Below are 12,635 nucleotides of genomic sequence, written 5' to 3' on the forward strand. Positions count from 1 at the left end.
GGATTTAATTTAAAGAGATATTCCCCGATGCTATATCAAATATCGTTGCAAACTCAGGGGTAACTTCATAAACCCCTTCATCACTAAAACCGAAATAGATATACCCGAACTTGACCAATGTATGAGAAGGGGAAAGAGCAGACAAACGACATTCAAGTTGCCGGTTACCCCAAGAACGTAGAGGATCTCCGCAATAGCCCAACCCTACACGCGCATAGGAAATGTTAGTTTCCTCACCTTCCACCATCCAGACAAACGGCCAGTCGTCGCCATTTAGCCCATCCCCGCATACCGATAGCCCAGCGCGGGCCTGTCGATATTCTTTAATCGTGATGTTGTAACCGAGCGCCTTGGCTATACCAATGAAGTAACTTTTCGACTGGCCGCCAGTGCTGATGAATTTTGAGACGATAGCATTTTGACGCTTGGCGATCGTATCCACTTCCCCGATCGAGCAATCATCAGGCAACCCAAGGGCCTTTTCCCATTCTGGCAGCATGATTGTTGCCGTTTGCGGGAAAGCGCCGCTCAGTATCCCCAGGGCATCATTGTCACTGCGTTGGAAGCTGGCGGCCAGAGACCTGAGAACAGCAGCCTTAACCGTATCAGGGTCACGAGGCCATGCCCGCCCGTTTGGGATTAGTGCCTGCAGTGCCTGACGGTAGTCATCTGTCGTGAAGAGGCTCATGTATAATTCACCTCACCTCGTACCGGTAATTCCCCCACTCCTGGCTCAATATTGGCTGACGGCGAAACCAGAATAAAACCTGCAGTGCCAGCGACATCACCAATAGCCCGGTTAATATCGGAAAGATAAATTTTCCCGGTGCCAAGTGGGTCACCATTTTCAAAAAATACGCTGTCTATGGCATCCGCAATCGCAGTTGTCGTTTCACTCCCGACACTGGAGATACCACTGATCTCGAAATCAATAATACCCGGGACGGGTGAGCAAACGTAATTCAGGGAGGTGACGGGTGAGCGCGGGTAAATGTAATCGGCAACTCTGCCCTGATCGCCGGTGGCCTTTGTTGCACCCCAGTCATCCAGCGATGACACGCCATCAGTACCAACCGGAAATCCGTGGTTCGTCGTATCCTCACCGTCACACATAATATAAATCACAACAGTTCCCGGTCCCATTCCCCGGCGTCGGATCCACGCGCGAGTGATGCCTGAAACTGACAGCGCCCAGCCGCGATAATCGGTATCGCTCCCCCCTTGCGGGGGATTCTGATACGCGAGCAAACCACGCAAACGGAAATCCTCTTCCTTTTCAATGTCTGCACCGCCTGTTGCTGGTTCTGTCAGCGTCACGGTACTGTCAATCCCCGGCACGTTGGCATCCAGAGTTAACACAGTCCCTGCGTCTGCATTCCCGCGACTCCCGCCACCGGTCACATCATCGGAAATTTCAGGCAGAACAGCGGTAACGGATACAGAGGCATTTTTTGTTGCATCAATAAGGACATCAGCATCTGTAGTGTACTGGTATCCGTCTGCGCGGTTGAGGACGCTCCCCTTTTTTAACGTTACACCCGGCGTGCCGGGAATACGCGCTGCAGGCGAACGGGCTGCCGTGGCCGCTTTGCGATAAATTTGTTTTAATGCCATCCACCCCGCCAGCCACTCTTCTGTGGACGTAAACGGGTTCGTTTGCCGGGCAATATAATCCAGGTAGGCATAGTGCAGGTGAGCCATCCCGGCATCCATATCTGCCAGCACTTTCAGATTCCCGAAGCGGAGTAATGCACCCACCTTTTCCAGCTCTGCCTGCATGAACTGCCGGTTGTCGGTTCGCAGCTCACTGAGCGTTTTTCGTTTAAATGGCATTATTCAGTTGCTCCCATAACCAGAAGAATTTGAACTCCTGCCAGTCGCCGTCCGGTGGAAGATAACGGATGATAAGATTCAGCCTGTTGGGGAAGATGATTTCCGAAGTGGCCTGAATATCCCGGGCGATGCCGTCACTTTTCATCCACGCCAGCGCTTCTTCAGCGTACTGTTCTGCCCGCATGGCAACGTCACGAGTCAATTTCTCGCGACGCAATAACCAGAGCCGTGATCCAATAGGTTTCTCGTTATCCAGATCTCCCCACCAGCCACGGCGGTCAGTGCCTTCATACGGGTCATCCGAGCGCGCCAGGCCGTCTGTGAACAGGCTGATCAAAACAGCGGTTTGCATATCATTGCCGGAAGTCAGCACGCCGAAGTTTTCCTGCCAGTCGGCGTGCATCTCATCGACGTTCCAGAAGGATGAAATATCACTCATCGGTCACCTGCTCCGCTGTTTTTTCACTGGTGATGGTGCTATCGCCAGGCTGAACTTCTTTCACATCATGGTCATGATCGTTATAGGCATCACGCAGCTGTTTCAGCGTTTTACTGTTCGATTCACAGTTGTCCACGATATCGCCCGTGCATTTTAGTAATGGCGTGTTGGCCATGATGCTTTCACTGGCATTGATGGTGACAGTGGCTGCATTGATGACCTCAACATTTTTCCCTTTGGCATCAATGAAAATGCCGCTTTCCGTCAGGTGAATATTCAGTCCCCACTGGTTATAAACAACCGTTTCCCCCGACTGAAGGTCGGCATGGCGAAACCCCTGATGGTTCGTCGCGATAACCACCGGGCTCGAACGATCACCGCCCAGGAACGCCAGCACGACATCCGTGCCGGCCGGCAGCCCGGAAGAAAACCCAAACTCGGCAAGCCGGTGTGCGCTGGCGACCTCAAGCGGAGTCTGATACTGCACTGACTGGGTTCCGCCGGCGTCCTGCATGGCAGTGACCCGCCCAACCCCCAGCATGCTGGCGATACGGTTTGCAATATGTCGAAACTGGTTCATTGGCTGAATCCTGCTATCTGCTGGTAAAACGCATAGGGTTGCACCGCAAAGGCCTCTTTCGGCATCAACGTCAACCGGGCATGCGTGCCATCGCTGTCCCGCATAAACGTGACTTCCGCTATCAGCAATTCAGTGTTCGGCAGCCTGAGCGTGGGGAGGTCCACCGGGATCAGCGTATTGGGCTCCCACAATTTCCCGGCTTTATCCCGCCAGCTGTCTATCGTGACGCTTAACTGCTTTGATCGGCCGTACCGGCGGTTCATCTCCCAGTCGATGGCCCGCTGCGCCTGCTGCGAAGCCATCAATGTGCTTTCAACGATAACTATGCGTTTTCGGTACCGCATTCTGGCTGCTTCCGGGTCACGAGCCGTCGCCAGCGTCACCGAATCATAGGCCGTATCAGGTGAAAATCCGGCGATCGGCGAAACGGTCATCGAGACCCCAACATAGTCAGAGAATCGTTCCGACATATCGGTCCGGTAGTACGCCTGTTCGACGTTCTCTCCTTCCGCTACCCCGCTGGCCGCCCGCCGACGACCAACTCGAGTAAGGAGCAGGCTTCCATCCGGCAAATCGTAATAGAGCAGCGCGGACCACCGGGATACCCGTTCGATGATCTCCTGTGGAGATTCTCCCCAGTTAATCGTGAACTGAGGCACATCAACCAGATCGTCAACATCGCACGAAACGTTGATGCCGTACCATGATGCCAGCCGGGAGACAATGCTCAGCGCATCACTCCGGTTGATAACGTTATTCGGCCACTCAGCTGAACAATCCACCAGGTCCTGACATTTGCTTCTGCCATTTGCCTGAACCTCATGGCGCGCGCGGGTAATGGCGGGCTCCCAACTGTCGATGTAACCGGTCAGCACCAGATCGCTACCTATTCGCACTTCGCCAGACTGTCCCTCCTGAACCAGTTGTTTCTCGCTGGTTCCGGGGTAGTAATCCATCAGCCCCAGACTGAAATCAGACGGAAAGCGTTCGATACTCCGGGTCACGCGAACCGAGTCCCAGCCCTCGATAATTTTCCCGCCAACGTTGAGTGATACGATGTCCTGATCGCTCATTGTCTCAACACCTTCATGGTTATCGGCATAAATGCCGGATGTGGAACATTGGCCTCCTGGATCAACTCATTCGCGCGGGAGCCATCCTGGTAAAGACGATTAGCCAGCGTGAGCGCGGGCAAGGGGCTGGCGGTATTAATCTGCATGAGCTCGCTAAGCCCTTCGGAAGTCAGCTCCATTGCACTGAGGAATGACGCCCTGACCTGCATCAGCGCGTTATAGAGCTCGTCATCACCACGATCCCCGGCCAGAATGAGCGCCGTATCCAGCTGCGTGGCGACGCGCCGGGTAATGTCTTCCGCCTCATTACGACTTGTTGGGTTGGCGTCTGCGGCGGCAGAGGTCATTGCGCCACTGCACAAAATGACAATGAGCGTATTTATCGTCGCCGCAATTTGCTGGCTGCTTTCCGCGCGCTGGTATTCGGTACTGATCGAGGCGGCCAGCTTCTCAAATGCCGAAATCTTGTCGTTCACACCGCCAGCACTGTCCAGAATGGCGTTCACAACATCAGCAACACCCTGAACAAATGCGTCCGGGGTGGTCGAGGTGTTCAGAGTGGTGGTTTTGTCCAGCACCCCCTGACGGTCCATAACCGCCTGAGCGGTGACCTGCCCGGAGAGCGTCTGATAATCATCAACATCATCAGCATCCCGATCCCCTTTCAACCCCGATGAACTCCCGCCAACAACCCCTTTACTGTAGCGACCATAACGATTATTACCGAAGGTTGAGCTCAGCACGTTGCTGACGTTCGTCACCTCGCTGATGGTACTGTCCACCATGTTGGTCCAGAAGGCGATCGTTCCCTTAATCGTGTTAATCCCCTGCGTTACCCCACGGATTTCACTTTTCACTCGAGCGATAGTGCTGAGCACTGCCGTGCTGACCAGCTTCAGATAATTGGTTTTGACCGTCTCACCGGCCGCGGTACTGCCGGTCACTGCAAAAACTTTCAGCCCGGACTCGACAGCCATCAGCGTGAATTCAAAGACACGACCGGCATCTGCTGACCCGGATAAGCGAAGACCGTTTTCCGGTATGGCCACCGTCATTTCACCCAGGGTCGGGTGAATCAATGTGCCTGTGCCCTTCTCCTCACATGCATTGATGAGCGCCTGACGCTGGGTAATAACATCCCCGCCGCCATACATCTGGCTGTCCTGAATGAGGAAGCCACGAATAACAATCCGCCGGACACCACGCCCCATATCCTCTATCCAGGCAGTGTCACGATAAGGATATTCGTGCACCGCCTGGCGGCGACCGTGACTACCTTCCTCAGCAACAACGGCAAACGGGACACCCCGGAAACTGGAGGGTTGCAGTTTGCTCTGCCAGTCATCACTGGTATCGCCGCCCATCAGTGAAGAAATCGCATCCTGAATAATCGGCATTTGAACTCCAGGTATAAAAAAACCCGCCAGTTGGCGGGTTCATTGATTTTCGATATCTACAGGTTATCACTACAAAGACTTTTGGCCGCAGAGTACGCCTGACTTAGCCCATTAAGGGAAAAGTACATATTGGATGAACCGCGCACTTCCCCATTGCCGCTTGCTGGAACCCAGATAGCGAGATTCCCTCGACTTCCTGAATTCACTAATTTATTTAAGGACAACTTCTTGAATTTAAAGAATGCGAATTCTTCACCTTGAAGCATCTTAGTTTCTACCGCTTCAGTATCCTCTTTTTGCCCTGGGATTTTATAAGAAAGAGGCACATGGCCATTTGCGAGGTTTTCACTATATCCCCCCATAAGCATGCTCATCTCAGCCAAGGAGGGTTTACATTTTTCAGAAGTTGTCAGATAAAAACTTAAGTATGTCTCCTTGAGATTTTGATTGAGCGCCTCTGTCGCCACTTTATAAATAATCTGCTTGTCTGCCGCGAACTCAACAATATTCCAATCGCCGATCTTAAAGGCTTTCATTGCCCTGTCTGTATAGTCAGTTGCATGCAAGGCCGGGGGTATGAGCCCTATAGCCACTGCGATCAATGAGCAAAGAGATTTCTTCATGCTTCCCTCACCAAAATTTAGCATTCACCCAAATTTATTGCGTATTTTAGTAATTCATGGGTAAGGTTATCCGACCTCCGCTCTGAGTTTCAAACACTTTCCGATCCCCTTTTTCATTAACCGTCGTTATTTCGAGTTTAAGCTTGTTATCTTCCATAGCGCTTTTGAACGATTTGGTTATATCGTTTACGGATACAGAACCCGCACCCGATGTGGGCTGAACAATGCTGCCAGGCCTCTCCTGATTAATGCCTGATGGGTTCCCACCCGTATCGCCGCTGATAATGTCCTGGTAATACCCTAAAACCGCACCAGGATACGCGGCGTTCTCCCGCCCCCAGCGACTACGATCATAGCCGCCATTGTAATAGCGTAACGCTAACGGGATGTTTCCACCCGCATTCCGCATATTTTCCGCCATAATCTGCGCGCCTGCAAAAATGTTCTGCCGAGGATCGGTCCAGTCTGTAATGCCTGTAGACTTAAAATTAGACGGTATAATCTGCATAAGCCCACGGGCTCCAGCTCGACTAATGGCATAGGGGTCACCCCTGGATTCCTGCTTCATGATGGCTTTCAAAAGACGAGGATCCACGCCGTACTTTCCGCCCGCCTCACTGAGGAGATCGTCATACTGGCTGGTATTGTCGTTCTGGCGATAAGGGATTTTTTCATTGCCGGGGGCTTTTTGCGGCGCAATCACCGACATGTCACCACGCAGACGCTCTGCAGCATCAGTCGCGCCGTATTCGGCATCGTAACGTTTACGAACAGCATCGGTCATAAAACCGGCATCGACCGCCCCGCGCTCCCGGCGCGTGAGTTTATTATAAAGCTCTTTGTTGCCCTGAATGCGCCGTAACTTTTCAGCTTCATCCGTGTTGATAAAGCCGGCGGCGTGGGATAGTGCAGTCAAATCACCGTTGGTGAGCAAATCCGTAACGCCTTCCAGTCCGTTCTTAACGGAACCATCAGACATAACAAATTTCAGCACTTTTTTTTCTGATTTATTGATTAAGCCATCCCAGGCAGCGCCCAGCTCATTCATCGTCACGTTGACGTCTGAAAGCTGTTTATTCAGCCCGGGATCAACGGTCAGACCAAACTCATCAGCTTTCGCCAGCAGTTTTTTATAATTCGCGCCTTCACGCATCAGTGTCAGCAGTTCTGGCGTCAGACCCAGCCCGTCAGCAACGGATTTTTGCTGGTCAGGTCGCAGGGTTGGGAAAATTTTCGCAATCGACTCCAGTGTTTTGAGGGTATTCACTGAGCCATCACTGTTCTTTTCGATCTGCGCGCCAATTTGTGCCATTGCGGCCATAACACCCGCATTCTTACCGCTGGCTGCCTCATTGAGTGCTTTGAAAATACCCTCAATGGATGAGGCCGCACTTTCACTGTCTGCCCCCAGAATACGCATCGCGCCAGCCAGTTGCGTAAAATCCCGGACGCTCATAGCGGTGTTCTGCGCATGGGTATCGAGGTTGTAAGCCTCTTTTGCCGCTTCCCTGAAACCGTCAGCAACCTTTTTTATTCCGTATCCGACAACGCCGGCCGCACCAAAGGTAGCCATTTTACCGGCCAGCTCACCGACGATCTTCAGTGGAGGAATGATATCTCCGATGAACTGGACGTTATCCCGTGCACTACGGGCCATTTTATCCAGCCGTCCGCCGACATCATCCAGGCTATCAACCGTCTCATCACCGCCGAGGTTAAGCTTTTCCTGCGTCTCATCCAGGTGAGGGAGCAGGTTTTTAATGGCCTCGTTGATTTCATCAATGGTGGCGCTGACCCTGTCGTCCGCAATCAGCTCGAAATCGAATGCGTTACTCATCGCCCTGACCTCCGGACTTCAGTTTATTAATTCGCTTCGCCTGCGCCACCCACCAGAGCAGCCGTTTCTGGGTCATACCCCACGCCCTATCGTCACTCCACCCGAAATAGAAGGTGACGTCTGCCGCCACCTCCTGCCATGCGGTCAGGGCTTCCAGTTCAAAAAACCGAGCAGATACTCCTTACATTTGCAAAAATCCACATAGTCCATCGGTGCCAGTACGCTTTCTCGGGTGTCTGTCACCAGAGCGATCAGTAAGCGCATTGCAGCAATCGAGGTGGAGGATTCCTGTTTTTCGTAGAACTTCTCAACCTGAGTCAGCGTGGGGGCCTTCAGCTCCAGCTGCTCATAACGTATTTTTTGTGCGGCATCTTCCAGGGGAATGGTCAGAATAATGCTCTTCGAACGTTCTAATTCAGCCATTAATTAATTCTCCGTCACGTCGCGGCCTTCCCAGCGAACATCAAACACGGCATCTTCGCTTTCCACTTCCTGAACGTTGACCGTCCAGAGCGCGCGACCAATAATCGTTTTCCCGTTCGCCAGTTCGGCAATTACGTTAACGTTGGTCTGCCCGTTAAAACCCCGAACACTGGTGCCGCCGCTGTCACGCAGGCGTGCTGAGATATACCCGGCAACCGGTTTTTCCTTATAACCATGCACACCATCCATACCCGTCAGCGTAGAGCGGTTAACAGTGGATGGCTGGTATTTAAAGGAACCTTCCACCATGACTGAAATACCGTCCACGGTGACGTAGGCGGTACCGGCCAGGCGGTTAGAAGTGTCAGCCATGATTTATGCTCCTGTTGATTCAGCCTGCAGGCGGAACTGGTTAAGCAGCGCAAAAATACGCAGCTGATTGATGAGCGTTCCCGGCCACAGCACGTCAACGCGGTTCGGATTGGACGAATTTTGTTCAACGATAATATTTTTCGCGAACGCTTCTGCATCCTGGGCGTAACCGTTAAACACCAGCGTCTGGTATTCGGCGATCTGGTCAGCTTTGATGATGTTGGGCGTCACAATGGGCTGACCCGGTGCAAAACGGGTCCCGTCAGCAGCCAGTTTCATGCGTCCAAACTTACTGGTCACCGCTGTGCGGAGATAGCGGGTCACGAACATCAAGCTGAACAACGTTTCCACCTGCAGATAGCTGTCATCTTCATCGCCATAACTGTTTTTCTGGTAGGTGGTGATGATATTTTCTACGTTGACCGTCCCGTCGTCGGCGACGGTGTACGTTGAAATGCCGCTATACAGCAGGTTGTTACGCTCAGTGAGTTCGAAACGGTCCTGCAGATCTGGCGCCAGTACGCCATATACCGGCAGGCTCTGCAGCGGACGGCCCGGATCATTACGCAGGCTCGGGGCAATGGCTCCGGTCAGCGCAGCAGACCAGATATAACGAGGCGTTGGAGAGCGATAGACGCCCAGCAGCGTTTCATGCTGGTTATTTCTGGCCCCTCCTTTTGTTCCCAGCTCAGCGTAGGTTCCCGACGTTGTGCCGAAGGCGTGCCCGTACAACTGTTTATCCCACGCCCAGCGGCCGGAAGCATCGTTCAGAAACGCCTTCATGGCATCAAGAGAGGCCGTATCGTCGTAAGGGTTGATGATGAAATCGAACGTTTTATCCTGCAGATTGCCGAGTGCATCCACAAAATCCGGCGCGCCGGCGCCGCCTGCCATCGAGGTAATGGTCAGGGTGAGACCTGCAGGTGTCGATTCCCCGCCCTGCGTCCCCAGATAGTTGAGGCGAATATCAATCCCGTTACCCAGGAGCCCCCTGTTTTTTGCCGTGAACTCCACCGTGTCAGTGGCATCCGATTTAACAGCTGCTGTAACCGGGAGGTCAGTTTTTCGGGCGATAGCGGCGACCAGTGCCGCAGCGATTTGCGCCGGCGTATCGGTTGCCAGCACGGTGAGCTGCACGCGGGTCCCGGCGAGGTAGAGAGAGATTACGCCCGTCTCAGACGCCTGTGACGCAACCTTGATACTCCCCTTCGCAGCTACCATTGACCCGGAGTCGTCCGCCAGCGGCAGGATCCAGATTTCAGCGGCTGTATCATTCTTCTGATAGGCGGTCATCATGCCATGCAGTTGTGACCCCTTGCCGGTCAGTTCACTAACACCATTGGCGGAGGAAACTTTAACGGGGATATTGACCTGCGTCGAACCAGCAGCAAGCATCTGGCCAATCAGCAAGGTTCGTTGCGTCGCCGTCGCAGTATTGGCCATAGAGTTGTCGAACTCGACGTAAAACAACGGCGTCCGGAGATTACCGGGTACGCGTGAAAACGGAACGGTCATTTAAGCGTCCTCTTTTTTAGCGGTGTTCTTCACACCTTTTTCCAGCACCAGGCTGACATCACCATCCTTCAGACGGCGGCGCCAGAAGGTATTATCCGGGACAACCGCGCCTTCTACAGGCAATGGCTCCCCCCGGACGGGACAGCGAACGCTAAGCCCGTCTTTTGGTTTTACAAACATGGATTACTCCTGAAGGTTAATACTGAGACCCGGGCGCAGGGTGCCATCCGGCATTTCGACGGTGATGTCTATCCCTTCCAACGGAGGCGGGTTGATGGGATAAAAATCTTCCGGCCCCTGATAATGTTCGATGTCGATCTCAAACAGCAGCTGACCCAGATGCGCTTCACCCTCGCCATCAACGTCAATCGTCGAACGGATTTCCGCGTACTTCTGGATTTTACGAGTGAGCTCGTAGCTGTTGATGACCGCCCTTTCTACCTGCTCGCGCAGGTCCTCCAGCGCCTCCTCGGCCCGTAGCGCCCCATCATCATCGGTTTCCCCGTCATATTCCTGGACGCGGCCAGTGATGCGGACAGTGGTTACCGTGGTGAACGCCGGCGTATTCCGCCCCTGCGCCTTTTTATGGTCAAACGGGGTTTGTACCAGCAGCACCGGATAAAGCGCCGCCGAGGTTGGCCAGTCCCGCGGGGAATAAACGCGGTCGCCGGCATCGGTGTGCCCGACCAACGCCGTCACCACCATTTTGCGAATAGCTGATGCATTCATCGTGCTTTCACCACATTGAGAACAAGGCGGGATCCGCCATGACTGTCAGGCTCGACATTGGAAACAACGAATAACTGATTAATGACGTGTCCGCCGACGGTTTTAATAAACACCCGGTCCGATACTTCAGGCTGAGGTTTTCCCAGCTTGCGGAACTCGGCATCACGTACACCGAGCATCGGACTGGAGGTATTGATCACTGAATCCCCATCGAGGTTTTCAGCAGCCTGGGCATACCCACGGTCAAAAATGCCGTTAATCGTGAAAGGAGGAGTACCGTCTTTAGGGCGGTACTCGTGTTCATCGCCGAAGACGCCATGTAGCGGACTCAACAGGTGTAAATCCCAGTCCACTCCCATCGCGCTTACTCCGTAGTAATTTTCACGCCACGCGCAGCAGATAACGCACGCTGCCGAAGAACCTGAACATCGGCGATCACACCTGCAGCCAGCAGACGTTCTGCGTCCTTACCGGAGACCGGAATACGCAAATTTTCGCGGTAAATCTCGCCGTCATGGCGAATGCAGTTCCCCTTCAGAACGACGTATTCAGGGGCAGCGGTTTCATCTTCATCGCCATCCGCTTCCTCTGCTGAATCACCGTCTGTTTCGTCATGCTGTTGGTTATCCTGAACGATGCCTCCTGCATTCAGATCGTCAACATTCAGGACTTCTTCGGCGGTGCCTTCCGCATTCAGGTCATCCACCGACCCGGTTTTGATTGTTTTAGCCATATCAGACCACCGTTGCGCAGAGGGATGCGTTTACCCGGCTCGGAATAACAAGCGGGGAGGATTGCATCAGGATAAGGCGTTGCGCTGGATCTTCTTTCACCCAGGACTTGGGCGCATAAGCCAGCGGGCCATAGTTGAATGCCGGGTCCAGAATCACACCAAAGGCACGGGTGCCCATCAGGTCCGCGCCGCTCATGATGACAGCGCCATCAGGGATCATTGGTTTCTCGACATTATCAAGCGGGTCAATAAACCAGTCGTTATACAACCAGAGGTCAAAGTTACCCCAGCGGCCTTTATAGATAGCTCCCTTCATGACCTGCGGGCCCGCATTAATCTGGTTACCAAACGGGCTCAGCGCCGGAAATGTGATGGCGTTATCCTTGATGGTGGTATCGAGTCGGAATGCACGCCATGACTTATTCGTGAAGACCAGGTCGGTGGCGACAGAACCGGATTCTTTCAGGAAAGTGGTCTGCCAGACTTCGATATCATCAGAAGGTTGGGTATTGGTCGCGCCGGCGGCAACGGTCAGCGGCCATTTGTCCGAACCGCTCAGGGTGATGGTCAGGTCGGAAGCACGACCAAAATCCACCACTTTAGTTTCGTAACCTTCCCCGGTGACCGTGACGGTCCCGGACACCAGCGCGCTGGCCGCCATCCACTCCAGACGACGGTTGATCATGTCGATCTGGTCAGTCATTTCAAACTGCAGATTTAACATTTCACGTTCGGCGGCAGTGTATTCGCCACCAATTCGCTCGCCAATCTGACGACGAATCGGTTTACGCAGATCAGGGGCGCGCTTGTCTTTGATGTACGCAGGTTTAAAGGTATTGGTCTGGTATTTACGGGACTCGACCAGCTTGCCCTCCACCAGCGGAGAGACAAACGGCGCCATACGACGCAGGCCGACATCGACATCAATCGCCACTTCTTCAGTCTCATAGGTCACGACATTCGGGAAGAAGCGATCCAGTAACCAGTTCTGACTGGTTTTCAGGTTAGGAACGACCTGTGCCAGCACGCTGGTATCAAAAATATTTTCCATATTCAGTCTCTTGATAATGCCAGCTGCACG

The 12,635-nt window shown here is 53.4% G+C and carries 16 protein-coding genes; all 16 read right to left on the reverse strand.

The annotated features are described in order from the left end of the window. Positions 1-4 precede the first annotated feature (4 nt). Positions 5-688 (reverse strand): YmfQ family protein, encoded by a 684-nt coding sequence (locus ROR01S_RS09665; RefSeq protein ID WP_064359386.1) that lies wholly within the window; start codon positions 686-688, stop codon positions 5-7. Continuing rightward, complete coding sequence (locus tag ROR01S_RS09670) at positions 685-1,833, reverse strand: baseplate J/gp47 family protein (protein ID WP_064359387.1); 1,149 nt, start codon at positions 1,831-1,833, stop codon at positions 685-687. Before ROR01S_RS09670 ends, ROR01S_RS09665 begins: the two co-directional genes overlap by 4 nt. Then, positions 1,823-2,272: a phage GP46 family protein gene (locus ROR01S_RS09675; RefSeq protein ID WP_025713556.1), complete on the reverse strand. Its 450-nt coding sequence runs from the start codon at positions 2,270-2,272 to the stop codon at positions 1,823-1,825. The genes ROR01S_RS09670 and ROR01S_RS09675 overlap by 11 nt, the downstream gene beginning before the upstream one ends. Further along, complete coding sequence (locus ROR01S_RS09680) at positions 2,265-2,852, reverse strand: phage baseplate assembly protein domain-containing protein (RefSeq protein ID WP_032717767.1); 588 nt, start codon at positions 2,850-2,852, stop codon at positions 2,265-2,267. Before ROR01S_RS09680 ends, ROR01S_RS09675 begins: the two co-directional genes overlap by 8 nt. Next, positions 2,849-3,925, reverse strand: a complete 1,077-nt coding sequence (locus tag ROR01S_RS09685) for a phage baseplate assembly protein (RefSeq protein WP_064359388.1) — start codon at positions 3,923-3,925, stop codon at positions 2,849-2,851. Before ROR01S_RS09685 ends, ROR01S_RS09680 begins: the two co-directional genes overlap by 4 nt. Further along, on the reverse strand, positions 3,922-5,322 hold the full coding sequence (locus ROR01S_RS09690) for a DNA circularization protein (RefSeq protein WP_064359389.1): 1,401 nt from the start codon (positions 5,320-5,322) through the stop codon (positions 3,922-3,924). Before ROR01S_RS09690 ends, ROR01S_RS09685 begins: the two co-directional genes overlap by 4 nt. A 56-nt stretch (positions 5,323-5,378) precedes the next feature. Next, on the reverse strand, positions 5,379-5,945 hold the full coding sequence (locus ROR01S_RS09695; RefSeq protein WP_136895630.1) for a hypothetical protein: 567 nt from the start codon (positions 5,943-5,945) through the stop codon (positions 5,379-5,381). A 46-nt stretch (positions 5,946-5,991) separates the two neighbouring features. Continuing rightward, positions 5,992-7,782 (reverse strand): lytic transglycosylase domain-containing protein, encoded by a 1,791-nt coding sequence (locus tag ROR01S_RS09700; protein WP_064359391.1) that lies wholly within the window; start codon positions 7,780-7,782, stop codon positions 5,992-5,994. A 144-nt stretch (positions 7,783-7,926) separates the two neighbouring features. Continuing rightward, the gene (locus ROR01S_RS09705) at positions 7,927-8,205 is read right to left on the reverse strand and encodes a phage tail assembly protein (RefSeq protein ID WP_032717770.1); all 279 of its coding nucleotides are present in this window, start codon (positions 8,203-8,205) and stop codon (positions 7,927-7,929) included. 3 nt (positions 8,206-8,208) lie between these two features. After that, positions 8,209-8,577 carry a phage tail tube protein gene (locus tag ROR01S_RS09710; protein ID WP_025713562.1) on the reverse strand — a complete coding sequence of 123 codons (369 nt, stop codon included), beginning with the start codon at positions 8,575-8,577 and terminating at the stop codon, positions 8,209-8,211. 3 nt (positions 8,578-8,580) lie between these two features. Next, positions 8,581-10,092: a phage tail sheath subtilisin-like domain-containing protein gene (locus tag ROR01S_RS09715; protein WP_064359392.1), complete on the reverse strand. Its 1,512-nt coding sequence runs from the start codon at positions 10,090-10,092 to the stop codon at positions 8,581-8,583. Then, positions 10,093-10,272: a DUF2635 domain-containing protein gene (locus tag ROR01S_RS09720; protein WP_064359393.1), complete on the reverse strand. Its 180-nt coding sequence runs from the start codon at positions 10,270-10,272 to the stop codon at positions 10,093-10,095. 3 nt (positions 10,273-10,275) lie between these two features. Next, positions 10,276-10,821 carry a hypothetical protein gene (locus ROR01S_RS09725; protein WP_064359394.1) on the reverse strand — a complete coding sequence of 182 codons (546 nt, stop codon included), beginning with the start codon at positions 10,819-10,821 and terminating at the stop codon, positions 10,276-10,278. Further along, positions 10,818-11,180: a head-tail joining protein gene (locus ROR01S_RS09730; RefSeq protein WP_064359395.1), complete on the reverse strand. Its 363-nt coding sequence runs from the start codon at positions 11,178-11,180 to the stop codon at positions 10,818-10,820. Before ROR01S_RS09730 ends, ROR01S_RS09725 begins: the two co-directional genes overlap by 4 nt. Positions 11,181-11,185: 5 nt before the next feature. After that, on the reverse strand, positions 11,186-11,554 hold the full coding sequence (locus tag ROR01S_RS09735) for a hypothetical protein (protein WP_048271840.1): 369 nt from the start codon (positions 11,552-11,554) through the stop codon (positions 11,186-11,188). Position 11,555: 1 nt separating this feature from the next. Beyond that, positions 11,556-12,605, reverse strand: coding sequence for a major capsid protein (locus ROR01S_RS09740; RefSeq protein ID WP_048982857.1), 1,050 nt, complete (start codon positions 12,603-12,605; stop codon positions 11,556-11,558). Between the last annotated feature and the right edge of the window lie 30 nt (positions 12,606-12,635).

Source organism: Klebsiella ornithinolytica NBRC 105727 = ATCC 31898 (assembly GCF_001598295.1).
GTDB lineage: Bacteria > Pseudomonadota > Gammaproteobacteria > Enterobacterales > Enterobacteriaceae > Klebsiella > Klebsiella ornithinolytica.